The sequence below is a fragment of the Streptomyces sp. NPDC040622 genome, from assembly GCF_055593965.1.
The window spans coordinates 46192-63270 of record NZ_JBVIXD010000017.1 but is presented as its reverse complement, the minus strand read 5'-3'; the positions used below and the strand labels follow the sequence as shown (position 1 = coordinate 63270).

18 protein-coding genes are annotated in these 17079 nt (G+C 74.1%); 9 read left to right on the top strand and 9 right to left on the bottom strand.

Annotated features, from left to right (window positions below; genetic code table 11):
- Positions 1–57 precede the first annotated feature (57 nt).
- A complete protein-coding gene (locus ACZ592_RS36290) occupies positions 58–1389 on the top strand; it encodes an aspartate aminotransferase family protein (RefSeq protein ID WP_471585993.1) in 1332 nt (443 codons plus the stop codon).
- Between the two features lie 66 nt (positions 1390–1455).
- Here the strand turns inward: ACZ592_RS36290 and ACZ592_RS36285 are convergent, their stop codons facing one another.
- Complete coding sequence (locus ACZ592_RS36285) at positions 1456–1845, bottom strand: VOC family protein (RefSeq protein WP_471585992.1); 390 nt, start codon at positions 1843–1845, stop codon at positions 1456–1458.
- A 164-nt stretch (positions 1846–2009) separates the two neighbouring features.
- Here ACZ592_RS36285 and ACZ592_RS36280 point away from each other — a divergent pair, with 164 nt between their 5' ends.
- Positions 2010–2882 (top strand): LysR family transcriptional regulator, encoded by an 873-nt coding sequence (locus ACZ592_RS36280; protein WP_471585991.1) that lies wholly within the window; start codon positions 2010–2012, stop codon positions 2880–2882.
- Between the two features lie 87 nt (positions 2883–2969).
- Positions 2970–3419 carry a hemerythrin domain-containing protein gene (locus ACZ592_RS36275; protein WP_471585990.1) on the top strand — a complete coding sequence of 150 codons (450 nt, stop codon included), beginning with the start codon at positions 2970–2972 and terminating at the stop codon, positions 3417–3419.
- 306 nt (positions 3420–3725) lie between these two features.
- Here ACZ592_RS36275 and ACZ592_RS36270 read toward each other — a convergent pair whose 3' ends face one another.
- A complete protein-coding gene (locus tag ACZ592_RS36270; protein WP_471585989.1) occupies positions 3726–4655 on the bottom strand; it encodes an MBL fold metallo-hydrolase in 930 nt (309 codons plus the stop codon).
- Positions 4656–4955: 300 nt separating this feature from the next.
- Between ACZ592_RS36270 and ACZ592_RS36265 the strand changes: the two genes are divergently transcribed.
- From ACZ592_RS36265 to ACZ592_RS36255, 3 genes are all read left to right on the top strand, one after another.
- Complete coding sequence (locus tag ACZ592_RS36265) at positions 4956–5216, top strand: hypothetical protein (RefSeq protein ID WP_471585988.1); 261 nt, start codon at positions 4956–4958, stop codon at positions 5214–5216.
- A complete protein-coding gene (locus ACZ592_RS36260; RefSeq protein WP_471585987.1) occupies positions 5203–6597 on the top strand; it encodes an amidase in 1395 nt (464 codons plus the stop codon). The genes ACZ592_RS36265 and ACZ592_RS36260 overlap by 14 nt, the downstream gene beginning before the upstream one ends.
- 67 nt (positions 6598–6664) lie before the next feature.
- Entirely contained in the window at positions 6665–7231 is a 567-nt protein-coding gene (locus ACZ592_RS36255) for a TetR/AcrR family transcriptional regulator (protein WP_471585986.1), read from the top strand.
- 58 nt (positions 7232–7289) lie between these two features.
- Here ACZ592_RS36255 and ACZ592_RS36250 read toward each other — a convergent pair whose 3' ends face one another.
- Complete coding sequence (locus ACZ592_RS36250; RefSeq protein WP_471585985.1) at positions 7290–7982, bottom strand: haloacid dehalogenase type II; 693 nt, start codon at positions 7980–7982, stop codon at positions 7290–7292.
- Between the two features lie 113 nt (positions 7983–8095).
- Here ACZ592_RS36250 and ACZ592_RS36245 point away from each other — a divergent pair, with 113 nt between their 5' ends.
- Positions 8096–8659: a CGNR zinc finger domain-containing protein gene (locus ACZ592_RS36245; RefSeq protein WP_471585984.1), complete on the top strand. Its 564-nt coding sequence runs from the start codon at positions 8096–8098 to the stop codon at positions 8657–8659.
- A gap of 518 nt (positions 8660–9177) precedes the next feature.
- Here the strand turns inward: ACZ592_RS36245 and ACZ592_RS36240 are convergent.
- The 6 genes from ACZ592_RS36240 to ACZ592_RS36215 are packed head-to-tail and all read right to left on the bottom strand — an operon-like array spanning position 9178 to position 14413.
- Positions 9178–10407, bottom strand: coding sequence for a cytochrome P450 family protein (locus ACZ592_RS36240; RefSeq protein ID WP_471585983.1), 1230 nt, complete (start codon positions 10405–10407; stop codon positions 9178–9180).
- 12 nt (positions 10408–10419) lie between these two features.
- On the bottom strand, positions 10420–11628 hold the full coding sequence (locus tag ACZ592_RS36235) for a cytochrome P450 family protein (RefSeq protein WP_471585982.1): 1209 nt from the start codon (positions 11626–11628) through the stop codon (positions 10420–10422).
- A complete protein-coding gene (locus ACZ592_RS36230; protein ID WP_471585981.1) occupies positions 11625–12236 on the bottom strand; it encodes a GTP-binding protein in 612 nt (203 codons plus the stop codon). The genes ACZ592_RS36235 and ACZ592_RS36230 overlap by 4 nt, the downstream gene beginning before the upstream one ends.
- The gene (locus ACZ592_RS36225) at positions 12214–12510 is read right to left on the bottom strand and encodes a DUF742 domain-containing protein (RefSeq protein WP_471585980.1); all 297 of its coding nucleotides are present in this window, start codon (positions 12508–12510) and stop codon (positions 12214–12216) included. The genes ACZ592_RS36230 and ACZ592_RS36225 overlap by 23 nt, the downstream gene beginning before the upstream one ends.
- 56 nt (positions 12511–12566) lie before the next feature.
- On the bottom strand, positions 12567–12983 hold the full coding sequence (locus ACZ592_RS36220) for a roadblock/LC7 domain-containing protein (protein ID WP_471585979.1): 417 nt from the start codon (positions 12981–12983) through the stop codon (positions 12567–12569).
- Between the two features lie 2 nt (positions 12984–12985).
- Positions 12986–14413 carry an ATP-binding protein gene (locus ACZ592_RS36215; protein ID WP_471585978.1) on the bottom strand — a complete coding sequence of 476 codons (1428 nt, stop codon included), beginning with the start codon at positions 14411–14413 and terminating at the stop codon, positions 12986–12988.
- A gap of 1245 nt (positions 14414–15658) precedes the next feature.
- Here ACZ592_RS36215 and ACZ592_RS36210 point away from each other — a divergent pair.
- Together ACZ592_RS36210 and sigJ are read left to right on the top strand one after the other, a co-directional pair.
- Positions 15659–15997 carry a hypothetical protein gene (locus ACZ592_RS36210; RefSeq protein ID WP_471585977.1) on the top strand — a complete coding sequence of 113 codons (339 nt, stop codon included), beginning with the start codon at positions 15659–15661 and terminating at the stop codon, positions 15995–15997.
- A 117-nt stretch (positions 15998–16114) separates the two neighbouring features.
- Positions 16115–17068, top strand: coding sequence for an RNA polymerase sigma factor SigJ (gene sigJ, locus ACZ592_RS36205; RefSeq protein ID WP_471585976.1), 954 nt, complete (start codon positions 16115–16117; stop codon positions 17066–17068).
- Positions 17069–17079 lie beyond the last annotated feature (11 nt).

Here is a 17079-nt window from a genome sequence, read left to right as displayed (position 1 = left end):
GCACAGCCACAAATGTGCGATGGACGTGTCGCTCGCGCCCGCCCTACCGTCGGGTCCATGGCTGCTTCGACCACCACCGCCGCGCCGTCCACCGACACCTTCTGGACCGACGTCGACCGTCATCTGGTGCGCTACGGAGGCGAGTTCACCCCCGAGATCATCGAGCGCGCCGCCGGCAGCTTCGTCTTCACCGCCGACGGCCGCCGCATCCTCGACTTCACCTCCGGCCAGATGAGCGCGATCCTGGGCCACTCCCACCCGCGGATCGTGGAGACCGTCCAGCGCCAGATCGCCGGCCTCGACCACCTCTACAGCGGCATGCTCAGCCGCCCGGTGGTCGACCTCGCCCGCCGCCTGGCCGCCACCCTGCCCGCCCCGCTGGACAAGACGCTGCTCCTGACGACCGGCGCCGAGTCGAACGAGGCCGCCCTGCGGATGGCCAAACTCGTCACCGGCAAGTACGAGGTCGTCTCCTTCGCCCGCTCCTGGCACGGCATGACGCAGGCCGCCGCGGCCGCCACCTACAGCGCGGGCCGCACCGGCTACGGCCCCACCGCGCCCGGCAACTTCGCCATCCCCGTCCCCCACACCTACCGGCCCGACGTCACCGCCGCCGACGGCACCCTGGACTGGCGCCGTCAGCTGGACCTGGCCTTCGACCTGATCGACGCCCAGTCCACCGGCAGCCTGGCCGCCTGCCTGGTCGAGCCGATCCTCAGCTCCGGCGGCATCATCGAACCGCCGCCGGGATACTTCGCCGCCCTGCAGGCCAAGTGCCGCGAACGCGGCATGCTGCTGATCCTGGACGAGGCCCAGACCGGCCTGTGCCGCACCGGCACCTGGTACGCCTTCGAACGCGACGGGATCGTCCCCGACATCCTCACCCTCTCCAAGACCCTCGGCGCCGGACTGCCGCTGGCCGCCGTGGTCACCAGCGCGGAGATCGAGGAGGAGGCGCACGCACGCGGATTCCTGTTCTTCACCACCCATGTCGCCGACCCGCTGGTGGCCGCGGTCGGCAACACCGTCCTGGACGTCCTGGGCGAGGAGGGGCTCGACGCCCGCGCGCGCAGCCTGGGCGCCTTCCTGCGCGCGGGCCTGGAGGAGATCGCCGCCCGCCACCCGGTCGTCGGCGACATCCGAGGCCGCGGCCTGCTGGCCGGCCTCGAACTGGTCACCGACCGCGCGACGAAACAGACCTCGGACGCGCTGGGCGCCCAGGTCACCCGGCGCTGCCTGGAGCTCGGCCTGCACATGAACATCGTCCAACTGCCCGGCATGGGCGGCGTCTTCCGCATCGCCCCGCCGCTGACCGCCACCCGCGAGGAACTCTCGCTGGGCCTGGCCGTCCTGGACCAGGCGATCGGCGAGGCCGCCGCCACGCTCTGAGCCCCGGGGCGCCCCGCACGCGCCCGCAGGCCGGCGACCCCGCGCCCGCCGGCCGGCGACCCCGCCTCACGCGTCCTGCGGGTACCAGCGCAGTTCCACGGTGTTGCCGTCCGGGTCCCGCACGTACAGGGAGAGCGCGGTGCCCCGGGCGCCGAACCGCTTGCCGGGCCCCTCCAGCACGGTGAAGTCACCGGAGTCGATGACCTGTTGCCACTCCAGCGGCTCGACCACCAGGCAGATGTGGTCGACGTTGGAGCCCTCGGGCCCGCCCTCGGCGGGCACGACGAGGTCGATGATGGTGGTGGGACTCACCCGCACCGAGGGGAAGGGCACCTGGCCGGCCCGCCACTCCTGCACCCGCACCGGCTCCAGCCCCAGCGGCCCGGTGTAGAAGGCCAGCGAACGCTCGATGTCGGCGACGTTCAGGACGAGGTGGTCGAAGGCGATCACGCGCACGGGAATCTCCACAAGGATCGGGGCGCCGGTGGCGGCGCCAGGGGGCCGGGCGGGGCCGGCGGCTGCCCGCCGCGCCCTGCCGTCGGCTTCAGCATCACCGACCGGGCATCCATCGGTCCAACACATGCTTGTCATCGCCGTCCATCGCGATCCACGATGGATCAATGGATCTCCAGCAGATGCGCTACGTCATCGCCGTGGCGGAGACGATGAGCTTCACCCGCGCCGCCGAACGGTGCCACGTCGTCCAGTCCGCGCTCAGCCACCAGGTGGCCCGGCTGGAGAAGGAACTGGGCGCCAGGCTCTTCGAACGCACCAGCCGCCGGGTGCGGCTGACCCCGGCCGGCGAGGCGTTCCTGCCCGCCGCCCGCCAGAGCCTGGAGGCCGCCGAACGGGCCCGCGCGGAAGTCGCGGCGGCCACCGGCGAGATCCGCGGCAAACTGGCCCTCGGCTCGATCCCCACCGTGACCGCCGTGGACCTGCCCGCGGTGCTGCGCGACTACCGCCTGCGCTACCCCCGGGTGCGCATCAGCCTGCGCGCCGGTTCCAGCGAACGCATGGTCACACAGGTGCGCGAGGGGCTGCTGGACGCGGCGTTCCTCGGCGTACAGCCCGGCTTTCGGCCCCAGGGCGTCCACGACCGGGAACTCGCCCAGGGCCGGCACGTCGCCGTCCTTGCCCCCGAGCACCCCCTGGCCGGCGAGCGGGAGGTGGACCTGCGCCTGCTGGCCCAGGAGGTGTTCGTCGACTTCGCCGAAGGCAGTGCCGCCCGCGCCCAGTCCGACCAGGCCTTCGCCGCGGCCGGCCTGCGCCGCGAGGTCGCCTTCGAGGTGTCCGGGGTCGAACTCATGGCCCGGATGATCCGCCACGGCCTGGGCATCGCCCTGCTGCCCGCGGCCTTCGCCGCCCAGCTGCACGGCCTGCGCGCCGTGCCGGTCACCGACGGCCCGCTGCGGGTGGAACGCCTCATCTGGAGCCGCTCCGCCCCGTCCCCCGCGGCCTCGGCCTTCCTGGCCCTGCTGGGCGCGACCGCGTAACCCCCGCTCCGCCCCCCAGGCCCGTGACCGTGCGTCAGACACCGGACCCCGCACGCCGATCCACACCGATCCGGTACAAACGGGGGCATGTGCCACTACTGCGGATGCCGTGACATCCCGCTGATCAAGGAGTTCATCGCCGAGCACGAACGGGTCACCGACGCCGCCGGTGATGCCCTGCGCGCCCTGGACCGGGGCGAGAGCGCCCGCGCCCGCGAACTCGTCGACGTCATGGCCCGCGAACTGGACGCGCACTGGCGCGGCGAGGAGGACGGCCTGTTCGCGGTGATGCGCGAAGATCCCGAGTACGCCGGTTACCTCGACGCCCTGGTCCACGAACACCGCGACCTGGCCGCCCTGCTGCCCGCCCTGGACCTGACCCGCGAGGCGGACGTACGCCGGTTGCGCGCGGCCGTCGGGGAACTGCACCGCCACATCGCCAAGGAGGAGGACGGCCTCTTCCCCGCGTCCCTGACCGCCCTGACGGGCCAGGAGTGGAACCGCTCGATGGCCGCCTGGCGCCGGGCCCACCCCTGAACGGCCCGGCCCGGGCTGCGGCGGAACCCGGCATCAATTCGAGTGCCCCGCGCGCGGCGCGCGGCTACGGTGATCCTCGTTCAGGTGCGCAGGCTGCGGCTCCTTCTCCTCTCCAGAGAGCAACGCGGGTTCGAATCCCGTCGCCGGTTCTTCGCCGGTGTCGTCCAGCGGCCCAGGACATCACGCCGCCGCCGGCTTGATCTCTGAACAGCGCGGCACGGCCGTCCGTCACGGGGGAACCATGCGGACGGCCGTGCCGCGCACGGTTTTTGACGGGCCGTCGGGCGGAGCGGGGATGGTGGTCGGTCAGGCCATTTCGGCGGGCACCATGCGGTGGCCGTCCGCGCGGGAGACCACGCGGCCCGCGGTCGGCGGCGGGAAGTGCGTGCCCAGGACGAGGGTTCCGGTGTCGGCGAGCAGGCCCAGCATCCGGCGCCGGGTGGCCTCGGCCTGTGCGGGGTCGATGTCCACGCAGGAGCCGATGGCGGGGCGGGCGAACTGCACGGGGTGGTGGACGCAGTCGCCGGTGATCAGCGCCGATCGGCCCCGGCTGGTCAGGTGGACGGCGAGGTGGCCGGGGGTGTGGCCGGGCGTGGGCAGCAGGCGCAGCCCCGCGGCGATCTCCAGGCCGCCGGCCGGGACGTCCAGCGGGTCGAGGAGTCCGGCCCGTTCCACCGGGAACACGGAGTCCTCGAACATCTGCCGGCGCGCCGCGTCCAGGTTCTGCCCCGCCCAGAAGTCGCGCTCGGTGCGCGAGGTGACGTACCGGGCGTGGGGGAAAGCGGGCACCCACGCGCCGTCCACGGCACGGGTGTTCCAGCCGACGTGGTCGGTGTGCAGGTGGGTGAGCAGGACCAGGTCGACGGAGTCCGGGGGGAATCCGGCGGCCCGCAGGCGGTCAAGGTAGGGCGTGTCCAGGCGGTGCCAGGCCGGGTTCGCCCGCGTCTTGCCGTTGCCGATGCCGGTGTCGACCAGGACCCGCAGCCCGTCGATCTCGAAGGCGAAGCTGTGGCTGTGCAGGCGCAGGGTGCCGTCCGGATCGGCGAAGTCGGGGCGCAGCCAGCCCTCCTGGTCCACCACGTCCCGGGTGGCGGCGGGCAGCAGCCAGGGCCCGGTCGGTGCGGGCAGGGACGTCTCGTCGATGCGGTGCACGGTGACCTCTCCCACGGTCCAGGAGGCGGGGGCCGGGGCGGGCGGGGGAGCGGCGGGTGTGTCCGGGGTGGCGTGCGCGGTCATGGGGTCCTCGTCCGGTCGGGGCGGCGGTGCGGGCGGGCAGCGGTGGTCGGCGGGCCGGGGTGCGTCCAGGCCAGGGTGCGTCCAGGCCGGGCGGCCGGCGGCCCCAACACGTACCGCTAAAAGCTACGCATTTGCTTTAGTCGACCGTAGGCCCTAGCGTCCCCTAACGCAAACACTTAGCTTTTACGGGGGGTGTCGACCCGGCACGCCACCTCCCCGCACCCCACCGGACCCGGCCGGACCCCACCGGACCCGCCCGGGACACCCACCGGCCCCGCCCCGACAAGGAAGGACTCGCGCATGCCCGCCGCCGAGCACCCCCTCACACCCCCCGAAGCGGCCCGCCTCGCCGCCCGCGCCGGGCTCCCGCTCGCCGACGCCCGCCACGCCGGCGCGGCCGCCACGGCCGAGCACATCCACTCCGTCGTATCCGCCCTGCGCGACCTGGACTTCGGCGACACCCCGCCCGCCACCGCCTACCGGGCCCAGGAACCCCTCGCGCCGGCCACCGGCACGCCCGGCGCACCCACGCGAAAGGCGCACCCCGATGCAACTGGCTGACCTGACCCTCACCGAGGCCTCCGAGGCGATCCGCGAACGCCGCCTCTCCCCGGCCGAACTCGTCGACGCGGTCCTGGAGCGCGTCGAGCAGAGCGAGGCCCGCCTGGGCGCCTACGCCGAGGTACGGGCCGACGCCGCCCGCCGCGCCGCCCGCGACGCCGCGAACGAGATCGCCGCCGGACGCCACCGCGGCCCCCTGCACGGCATCCCCATGGGACTCAAGGACCTCATCGACGTCGCGGGCACGGCCACCGGCGCCGGCTCGCGGGTGCGCGCCGGGCACCGGGCCGGCGCCGACAGCACCGTGGCCGCACGGCTCGCGGCGGCCGGCGCCGTCCTGCTCGGCAAGACCCACACCCACGAGTTCGGCTACGGCCTGACGACACCTCAGACGCACAACGCCCGCGACCCGCGACGCGTCGCGGGCGGCTCCAGCGGCGGCTCCGCGGTGGCCGTGGCGGCCGGCGCCGCCACCTTCGCCCTCGGCACCGACACCGGCGGCTCCATCCGGGTGCCCGCCGCGCTCAACGGCGTCGTGGGACTCAAGCCCACCTACGGACTGGTGCCCCGGCACGGCGTGACCTCCCTGTCCTGGTCGCTGGACCACGTCGGCCCGATCACCCGCACCGTCCAGGACGCCGCCCTCGTCCTGGACGAACTGACCGGCCACGACCCGCGGGACCCGGCCTCCCTGCCCGCCCCCGGCGCCCCCTCCTGCCCGCCGGAGCAGAACACCGACCTGAGCGGCCTGCGCGTCGGCGTGCCCCGCACCTACTACTTCGACCACCTCGACCCGCAGGTCGAGGCCGCCGTGCGCACCGCCACCGACCACCTGGCCGGTCTCGGCGCCCACCTGGTCGAGGTCGACATCCCGATGGCCCGTCACATCCAGGCCGTCCAGTGGGCCCTGATGGTGCCCGAGGCCACCGCCTACCACGAGCGCGACCTGCGCACCGTGCCCGACCGCTACACCCCCGAGGTCCGCGCCCTGCTGGAAGCCGGTGAACTGATGTCCGCCGGGGACTACTTGCGCGCCCAGCGGGCCCGCGGCCTGATGCGGCGGGCCTGGGCCGAGATGTTCACCGAGGTCGACGTGGTCGCCGCCCCCACGGTCCCCACGACCGCCGTGCCCGCCGGGCAGGACGAGGTCACCTGGCCCGACGGCACGGCCGAGGCCGTCTCCGACGCCTACGTCCGCCTGTGTGCCCCCGCCAACGTCACCGGCCTGCCGGCCCTGTCGCTGCCGGCCGGCCTAGACGCGGCGGGCATGCCGATCGGCCTGCAACTGCTCGGCCGCCCCTTTGAGGAGGCACTCCTGCTGCGCACCGGACACGCCTACGAACAGTCCCGGCCCGCCCCCGCCCTCGCGCCGGCGGCCTGACCGCGCATGCCCGGGCCGCGCCCGTCCGCCGCGGCCCGGTGCGATCACTGCGCTCTAAGGTGGTGCCATGCATCGCAAACCGATGGCGCGCCCGGGCGGACGCAGCGCCCGGGTCCAGGAGTCGGTTCACCAGGCCGTGCGCGACCTGCTGGCGGAAGCCGGCCGCGACAAGCTCACCGTGCCCCTGGTCGCGGCCCGCGCCGGAGTCACCCCCTCGACGGTCTACCGCCGCTGGGGCGACCTGCAGGAACTCCTCTCCGACGTGGCCGTGGAGCGCCTGCGCCCCGAGACGCCCCCCGACGACCACGGCTCCCTGGCCGCCGACCTGGCCGCCTGGGCGGAGCAGTTCCTGGACGAGATGGCCTCGCCCGGCGGCCGGGAGTACATCCGCGACGCCCTGCTCGGCGACCCGGACGGCAGCAACGCGGGCCAGTGCTCCGCCTACGCCGCCGAACAGGTCGACGTCATCCTCGCCCGGGCCGCCGTACGCGGCGAGGACGTACCGGGGACGGAGGTCGTCATCGACCGGGTCGTGGCCCCCCTCATGTACCGCATCCTCTTCCGCCCGGCCGGCCTGGACGCCCTCTACGCCCGCCGCCTGACCGCACAGCTGCTGGACCCCGACACCCGCTGAACGGCGGGGGAGCCGGCGGCGCGTGCACGGCCGCCGCCACCGTGCCGCCACGGCTGCGCTACGCCGCCGTCAGCACGCTCGCCAGCTCGTCCAGGCTCCCGGCCCGCCAGTCGAACACGTCGTCCCCGGCCGGAGGATCCCCGCCGGGCCGGCGCACATGGGCGGTCCGCATGCCCACCGCGCGGGCCCCGCGCAGGTCCCAGGCGTGCGCGGCGACCATCAGCACCCGTCCGGCGGGGCAGCCCGCCGCGTCGAGCGCGAGTCGGTAGACCTCCGGCGCGGGCTTGTGGGACCGCGCGTCCGCCGCGGACAGGACCTGGTGCCAGCGCAGGCCCGCCCCCGCGCTCAGCCGCAGCAGTGCCGCCCGGCTCGCGTGGGAGAGCCCCAGTACCGGCCACCGCCGGGCCAGGCGCGCCAGCGCGGTGGCCGAGTCCTCCCAGGGCGCGAGGCGCCGGCCCGCGGTGGCGAGGCGCGCGAGGGCCGCCGGGTCGGTGAGCCCGGCACGGTCGGCCACGCGCCGGGCCGCCTCGCGGTCCAGGGCGTCGCTGTCGGCGTAGGGCCGGGCGCCGTCGGCCATGCGCCGCTGCTCGCGCTCGACATGGGTCTGCCACACGGTCAGCAGCCGGCCCGCCTCGTCCTCGCCGAGGTGGGGCAGTGCCTCCCGGATGGCCGCCCGCAGTCCGCCCGGTTCGTCGACCATCGTGCCGAGCACGTCCAGGACGACGACCTCGATGTCGTCTGCCGCGGCCATGTCCACCCCTTCTCCCGTTCGTGGACGGCGGGTTGCCGGACCCGGCCCACCCGTCACCTGTTCAACCGGTGACGATTCTTGTCGGGCCGTGCGTCACCGGTCAAGATGGTGACGTGACATTCGCATTCGTCAGCGGCAACCCGGCCCTGGACCTGGCGGCCACCGTGGGCTCGCGCCGGGAGAATCCCGAAGACCTCCTGGCCGCACCGGCCGACCTGGAGCGATGGGTCCGTGCCTGCGAGGGACTTCCCGACCGGGTGAGCGCGGACGCCGTGACCTTCGCGCAGGCGCTGCGGCTGCGCGAGGCGCTCTACCGGCTGGCCCTGGACCGCCTTGAGGGGCGCCGCTTCACCCCGGCCGCCCTGGACCTCGTCAACGCCACCGCCGCCGGGCCGCTGCCCACGGCCGAACTCGGCGACAGCGGCGTACGCCTGACGGGGGATCTGCCCTCCGCGCTGGCGCAGATCGCCCGGGGCGCCATCACCGTGCTCGCCGACCGCACGGTGTGCCTGAAGGAGTGCGGACGCCCGGACTGCACCCGCCTGTACATCGACCGCTCCCGCGGAGCCCGGCGCACCTGGTGCGGCATGGAAGCGTGCGGCAACCGCGTCAAGGCCGCCGCCTACCGCGCCCGCAGACGCCCAGCCCCCCGCACACGCGCCCCCGGCACGCCCTGAACCGGCCCCGCCCGCGCGGCGGCGGACCCCGGCCGGACTCCGGCCCGCATGCCCCGCACCCCCGGTGTCCGATCATGGGGGGATGGCCTTTTGCCACGTGTGTTTCGCCGTCCCGGACATCGCGCGGGCCATGCAGGACCGTGCAGGACTTCTCGCGGGCGGCCCGGGTCGTCTGGAGCGGGACGGCCCGGGGGACTGGGATTACCGGATCGTCTTCGGCACCGGCGGGCCGCCGTTCATCGAGCTGATCGAGGGGGCCGTGGGCAGCCCCTGGGACGCGAGGGCGGGCGCCGGCTTCGATCGCATCGGCTTCTGGTCCGGCGGCGTCGAGGAGGGCTCGCGCGTCGAACTCGTCGACGCCGCCCGGCAGTCCGCCTTCCCGAGCGGTGGCTGCCGGGCGGGGCGCCGATGCCGGTCATCGAGGAGCACTCCCCGCGGTGAGGCCGCGGGGGAGCTGTGCGCCGCCGGGGCCGCTGGGTGCGGCCCCCGGACGGCGCGGCCCTGGGTCCCGGGCCGGGTCAGGCGGTGGCGGGCCGCAGGCGCACCGGCAGGCTCTGGTGGCCGTTGCTGATCAGGGAGCCGAGCGGCTGCAACTCGGCTGCGGGGACGGCCAGTTCGAGGTGGGGGAAGCGTTCGAAGAGCAGGCGCAGGGCGGTGATGACCTCAAGGCGGGCCAGTGGGGCGCCCAGGCAGAAGTGGACGCCGTGGCCGAAGGCCAGGTGCTCCTTGACGGTGCGGGTGATGTCGAAGGCGTCCGCGCTGGTGCCGTGCCAGTCGGGGTGGCGGTTGGCGGCCGCGTAGGAGGCGAGGATGGCCTCGCCCTGGGCGATCTTCTGGCCGTCGGGCAGGTCGATGTCGCTGACCGCGAAGCGCAGGGGCAGGTGGCGGACGGCCGGTTCCAGGCGCAGGGTCTCCTCGACGGCGTCGCTCCAGTCGACCTGTCCCGAGCGCAGCAGGGCGAGCTGGTCGGGGTGGGCCAGCAACTGGGTGATGGCCTGGTCGATGACGTTGACGGTGGTCTCGTACCCGGCGCTGATCATCAGCAGCAGCGTGTCGCGCAGTTCGTCCTCGGACAGGCCGCCCTCCTCCTCGTCGCGCGAGGTGATCAGCAGGGAGGTCATGTCGTCGCCGGGCGCGGTGCGTTTGGCGTCGATGAGCCGTTGCAGGGCGCCGTAGAGCTCCTTGGTGTTGGCCTCGGACTCCTGGGCGGTCAGCGTGGTGTCGAAGACGCCGTCGACGACCTGGCGGAAGGCGTCCTGCTGGTCGGCGGGCACGCCCATGAGGCGGCTGATGACGGCGATGGGCAGCGGGTAGGCCAGGTGCTCGCGCAGGTCGACGCTCTCACCGGCCGGCAGGGCCTCCAGGCGGTCGAGGATGCCGGTCACGACGGTGTCTATGCTCTCGCGCAGCGCGGTGATGCGGCGGTGGCTGAAGGCGGGGGCGACCATGCGGCGCAGACGGCGGTGGTCGGATCCGTAGGCGGTGAACATGTTCTCCACCGCGACCCACAGCGCCAGCGGCCACCGCTGGATCGTGTCGTTGAACTCCGGCCAGTGGGTGCGGGCGTCCTTGGAGACGCTCGCACTGGTCAGCAGCTCCTTGAGGAGCGCGGGGTCGGCGACGGACCAGGCGGTCACGCCCAGGACGTCGACGCGGACCGCGCTGCCGTTCTCCCGCAGCCGGCGGTGCTCGTCGTGGGCGCGGGCCCCGGTGGGGTCAAGGACGATCGGCTGGGTGGACAGGGCCATGGTGGAGTCCCTTCAGACGGATGCGGCGGGGGGAAACTGGACGGGCAGGGCGGTCAGCGCCCGGTGGAAGGGCCCGGGGCGCCAGACCAGGTCCGCGGGGGCGGCGGCCAGGTCCATCTCGGGCAGCGCGTCGATCAGGTGGGTGATGGCCGTCTCGGCGATGAGATAGGCGTGCGGGCGCGCGGGGCAGGCGTGCGGGCCGGTGCTCCAGGACAGGTGGGCGCGGTTGCTGGCGATGCGCTGGTCGCCCAGGGCGGGGTCGTTGTTGCAGCCGGTCATCGAGATGAGGACGGGCTGGTGTGCGGGCAGCAGGAAACCGTCGACGTCGACCGGGTGCGGCGGGTAGCTGATGCAGTAGTTCGCCAGCGGCGGGTCGGTGTACAGGACGGTGTCCAGGGCCTCGCGCACCGAGGAGCCGCCGGCGTGCAGGTCCCCGGAGAACTGGTCGTCGGTCAGGATCCGCAGGACCGTGTTGGCGATGAGGTTGGTCAGCGGTTCGATGCCGGCGCCGTAGAGCGTGACGAGCTGGTGGGCCATCTCGACGTCGTCCAGGGCCGCGGCGTGTGCCAGGAGGCGGGAGGTGATGTCGTCGCCGGGCTGCCGCTTGCGCAGGCCCACCAGGTCGGCGACGGCCTCGGAGAGGATCTGGTTGCCGCTGGCGGCGTCCACCCCTTCGAAGATCTTGGCCATGCCGTCGGCGATGCGCCGGCCCATCTCGTCGGGGCAGCCCAGCAGGGCGCTCAGGACCCGGAAGGCGATGGGCCAGGCGTACTGGGTCAGCAGGTCCGCGCCGTCCCCGCCGCGGAACTCGGCGATGGTGGCATCGGCGACCTGCTCCACCAGTGTGCGCAGTTCGTGCTGGTCGACCGCGCCGATCGCCGCGCTGTTCGCCGACCGGTAGCGGGTGTGCGCGGGACCGGCCGAGCGCAGCGCGTTGGGCCGGTGCTCCATCATCGGGCGGACCGGGCAGGTCTCGGGGACCGACTGTTCCCACACCCGCGGATCGGCGGGAAAACGCAGGGGGTCGTTGAGGATGCGCCGGGCCTGGGCGTAGCCGATGACGAGGGTGGCAGGGACGCCGGGGATGAGGTCCACCGGCACGAACGGCCCGAACTCGGAGCGCATCCGCGCGTACGCGGCGTGCGGGTCGGCCGCGAACTCGGCTTCGTGCAGGGCGATCCGGCGCTCCGGCGCCGCGTCGGTCGTGGTCGGGCTGGTCACGGGCGGGGCTCCAAGACGGGTGCGTGCAGGTCGGACAGGTACTCGCAGAGGGTGATCAGGGCCATGACGCTGGAGGTGCCCTCACGCGCGTCGCACGTCGTCAACGGCGTGTGCGCGTCCAGGTCCAGGGCCTGGCGTATCTCGGCCAGGTCGTAGTGCGGGGCGCCGTCGAACAGGTTGACCGCCACGGCGTAGGGCGTGCCCTGCTCCTCGTGCAGCGCGAGGATCTCGAAGGAGGCCTCCAGGTTGCGGGTGTCGACCAGGACCAGTGCGCCCAGCGCCCCCTCGGTCAGGCCCGCCCACATGGGGCGGAAGCGGTCCTGGCCGGGGGTGCCGAACAGGTACAGCACCAGCGCGTCGCTCAGGTGCAGCCGCCCGAAGTCCAGGCCGACGGTCGTGGTCGTCTTGCGCGGGGTGCGCGCCAGGTCGTCCACCCCGGCGCTGGCCTGGGTGATCCGCTCCTCCATGCGCAGTGGAGGGATCTGGGAGGCGCTGCCCACGAACGTCGTCTTGCCGACGCCGAAACTCCCCGAGATCACGATCTTCGCGGACCGGGTGACGCCGGGGGGCACATAGATGAGGCCGTCAGACGAGGGCGCGGAGACCACGCAGTACCTCCTGGAGCAGATCGGTTTCGGGTTGGTCGTCACCGGCGGCGACCGGGCGGGTCAGCAGGCCTTCGTCGATGAGGGAGGAGACGAGGATGCGCACCGTGGAGGGCGGGAACTCCAGGGCGGCCGCGATGTCCGCGACCGCCAGGCCACCGCCGCCGGAGTGGGTGAACAGGCTCATCACCCGCCGGGCGTCCGCCCCCAGGCCCTCACGGGGGCCGCTCGCGGCGAGCACCACGGTCTCCAGGCGCACATCCGGATCGGCGCGCATCCGCCCGTCGGTACGGACGTAGGGCCTGACCAGGTCCGGGTCTCGCCGCGGCCCGCTCACGTCGTCGGCAGGCCATGTCCGGAAGGCGCCCGCGGGGCGACCTTCATCTCATGACCCACCCGCTGGGCCAGTTCCAGCATGTGATGGGTGATCAGGCCGATGTCCGCGTCGGGGCCGCTGGTCTGCACCGACAGCATGGTGTTGCCCCCGGCCTGCGTGATCAGACCCACGTGGTTGGTCAGCTCGATCAGGGCCTGGCGGGTGCCCCCGCCGCCGGTCTCCTCGTCGTAGGCGAGCGCGGCGGCCCGCACGGCCGCGGTGATCGCGGCGAACTTCTCCGCGTCGTCCTGCCCGATGCCCTCGGTCCGCGAGTGCAGCAGACCGTCGGAGCTCATCAGCACCGCGTGCCGGACACCTTCCAGGGAGCCCAGTGATCGGTCCAGCAGCCAGCCAAGTTCGTTGCCGGTGGTCACGGTCAGGCTCCTTCGTGCGAGGTGGTGGGGTCTTCGGTACGGGCCAGGCGCGTCCCCTTCGCCCAGGCCGCGGCGATGGAGGGGCGACCCGGCGCCGCCGGGGCCTCGGCGGGGGCCGGCTGCCCGCCCGCTCCCGCGGCCGGACGCCCGGCGGCCGGAGCGCCGCGGCGCGAGCGGACCGTCAGCCCGCTGGCCGTGGTCCGCCTGGCCGTCGCGGTGGCCGTCGCCGCGTCGGCCGTGTCGGTGGCGGCGGCCGTGGCAGCAGCAGCGGGAGCCGCGGGGGCGGGCGTGGCCGTCTCGGCGCGCGGCGCGGGGACGGGCACCGGAGCGGCGGACGTGGTCAGCAGGCTCTTGGGGATGAACATGTACACGCGGGTGCCGCCGAACGGGTTCGGGGCCTCCAGGTCGATCCGGAACCCGTAGTCACCGGCCAGGGCCGCGGCCGCCCGCAGACCGGTCTGCGGGTGCGCGCCCAGCTGGTTGATGTCATCGCGCCGCTCACCCGTCAGGATCTGCCGGGCCCACGTCAACTGCTCCTCGTTCATGCGCAGACCGGCGTCGTCCACGATCACCGAGACCCCGTGGTGGCCCTCCTGGAAGGCCACGTGCACCCGCGCGGAGGAGGGGGAGTAGCGCACCGCGTTGTCCAGGAGCACCGCCAGCGCGTGCACGATGGGCCCGACCGCCCGGCTGGTCACCGTGACCCCGAGCTCCTGGTGCTCGACCCGCTCGTACTCCTCGATGCTGCCCATGGCCGCCCGCACCACATCGGTCATCGGGGTGGCCGGCCAGCGGCGCGAGAGCTTGCCGCCGGAGAGCACCACGTAGTTCTGCGCGACGAGCAGCATCTGCTGCGTGGGATGGTCGATGCCCACCAGCGTCTCGTAGGCCTCGTCGCCCTCGTGGCGCCGCACACCCTGGCTGACCCGCTGGCTGAGCTTGGAGGCCATGCCCACCATCGCCGAGGAGACGGCACGCACCGCGGCCCGGCTGGAGTCCTCGGCGCTCTGCCGTGCGCGGGCCGCCTCGTCCTGCGCGCTCTGGCGGGCCGCGGTGATCTGGCTGCTCGTACTGGTCTGGGCGTCGTACTGGACCTTGCGCACCGTATGGGCCGCGGAGTTGGCCAGTTCCGTCAGTCGCTGGGCCAGCGCCGTGTTCACCAGCGCCTCGGGCAGCTCGATGTCGACCCCGTGGCCGGTGCCCAGGCGCTCGGCCTCGGCCCCCAGCCCCGGGATCACACCGTCGGCGAGCTGCGCCAGCACGGCCTCGGTGGCGTGCTGGCGCCTGGCGATCTCCTCGGCCTGTCCACGGAGGTGGTCGCTGGTGGCGCGTTCACCTCGGTACTGGTCCCAGAACCGCCAGGCCGCGCCGCCGGCGGCCAGGGCCAGAACTGAGGGCACCACGGTGGTGGCCTGTATCAGGTCTGTCATCACGTCCTCTACAGGTGTCAAAGGGGGGTGAGGCAGCCGACTGCCGCCGACGGGAGGTGGGGTGACTGTCCGGCAGGAACGGGGAGGGCCCCGGCCGGCAGTGCGTCCGCCGTACGGCGGCGCCCGCTGCCCGCGACCGGCCATGACGCGCATGGCCGGCCCGCCAGCCGCATGGACGCACGGACTTGCCCACCACGGCCACGGCGGGCGCGCTGCCCGGCGGTGGATGCGGTGGGGGGCCGGTCACGGGTGTCCTTGGGCTGTCGGGGGTCCGGCACGGGCCGGGGGAAACGGCCGGGCCGGGAACATCGCCGGGTGGGGGAGGGCGCCAACTACGGAAGGAGCCGCGCGGGCTGACGGCCTGCCCGGGGGGCGGGCCGGACGGAACGCGTCGCGGGGGAGCCGAGCCAGTGGGCGCATCGAGGCCGCCGTGAGGGCCCGGGCTGTCTCACTGTACTCATCAGCACGTCCTGGCTTCCCTCGGTTGCGGCAGGCTTCCCATGGCACACGTTTCGGCCAACTGGTGGCTGGAAAGAGCCAGTTGGCCGTCGTGCGTAAACGATATCTTGTCGTGTCCACCGGCCGCGGACCAGATGACCTGCGGACCTTCTCCAAGGCCCGCCGAAATCACCGCAACCCACCCGCACGACGGACACACCGACGTGCCGGGGCCGGAACCCGCCGTGGCCGAATCCCGTCCGGGCCGAACCCCGTCCGGGCCGGATCCCGGGTGTCCCTGGACCGCGGATGCGCCGGACCGCAGGTGTGCCGGATCCTGTCCGGGCGTTCGCAGAGCGGCACGCCCCGCCCGCGGCCGGCGCGGGGCGGTGCGGGCAGCACAAGACCCCGGCTGGACGGGGGAGACCAGCCGGGGCCGTTTGTGGTGTGGCACGCGGAGGGCGGTCGCCTCTCGGCGAAAGGCTCCATGGGGCTTCAGCCGAACGATCGTCCCCATGGGCAATAGGTGGGCCCGGGGACACTGTCCCCTCCGCAGCCACATACAGAGGAACGACGCACCACACCTGTTTGTTCCCGCCCCCCCCCGGCTCCTCGCCCGGCAGCCCGCGGGGAAGCCCGGGCGAAGCACTACGGCAGGGGGCTGCCGGAGCGGTGGAAGCGCGGCAGGACCGCCCCCGCGCGGGGGTGCGCGCTCCACACCCGCCCGGCCCGCCCCGCACCGGCCCCTGTGCCCCGGGCCACCGTGCGCCCTGGCAGCCCGCACCCCCGTCCGCGACCGTGGCACGCATGACCCTCACCCCTCTCGTCGCGGCCCGTCCGGTCCGCACCGCCCTGGCCGCCGCGGCCGCCCTCGCCCTCTTCACGGCCCTGCCCGCCGGTACGGCCCAGGCCGCCACCGGCACGTTCTTCTACCACTCCACACAGTCGGGCGACCTGGAGATGACCGACCCGGCCGACGGCGAGTGCCGGCTCCTGCTCCAGGGCGCCGACCACGCCTCCAACCAGACCGACACCCGCGCCACGCTCTCCTACGACCGGGGCTGCGAGGAGCCCGCGACGACCCTGGGGCCCGGCGCCTCCCGCGGCTTCACCGGCCCCGTACCCCGCAGCGTGATGTTCGGCTAGCCGCCGCCCACCACCCCCCGTCCGCCACCGCCCGGCGCCGGCGCCGCCCTGCCTCCCACCGCGTGCCGATCACCTTGAGGGTGGACGTGGCCTGCACAGATAGCCGATCCTGGCCCGATGTCGCTCAGTACGCACGGTAGGCACGAAGCCGATCTGTTCGAGGATTCCAGGGGCCGCCTCGAGGCGATCGCCTACCGGCTCCTCGGCTCGGCCGGCGACGCCGAGGACGCCGTGCAGGACACCTATCTGCGCTGGCACGCGGCCGACCGCAGCCAGATCCAGACACCTCAGGCCTGGCTGACGAAGGTCCTCACCAACCTCTGCCTCAACCAGCTCACTTCGGCGCGGGCCCGGCGGGAAACCTACGTGGGCCAGTGGCTGCCCGAGCCGGTCCTGGCCGGCGACCGGATGCTCGGCCCGGCCGACACCGCCGAGCAGCGCGAGTCGGTCTCGCTGGCGGTGCTCACCCTCATGGAACGCCTCACGCCCAACGAACGCGTCGTCTACGTGCTGCGCGAGGCGTTCGGCCACCCGCACCGCGAGATCGCGGAGATCCTCGACCTCACCGAGTCGAACTGCCAGCAGATCCACCGGCGTGCCGGACAGCACCTGGCCGCCGGCCGGCCCCGCGCCCGGGCGGACGCGGCCGCCACGAAGAGAATCGTCGAGGAGTTCCTCGCCGCGGCCCTCAGCGGCGACACCGAGCCGCTGGTCCGGCTGCTCGCCGACGACGCGGTCAGCGTGGCCGACGGCGGCGAGCGGATCGCGGCCCGCAGGACCCCCCTGGTCGGCGCCCTGGGCATCGCGCGCTACCTGCGCCGCCTGTTCCGGCCGAGCACCGCCCAGCGCGCCGGGTTCGGCGACAGCGCCCACCTGCACGCCGCCGTCGTCAACGGCGGCCCCGCCGTCCTGGTCCAGGCCGGCGACCGCATCATCGGCGTCATCGCACTGGACACGGGCGGCGAGGGCATCACGGCGCTCCACCTCGTGGTCAACCCCGACAAACTCGAGCGCATCACACGCCAGTGGGCCGCCGAAGGTCCCCGGCAGCCCCTCGCCCGGGTGTGGTGACCCGCCCCCGG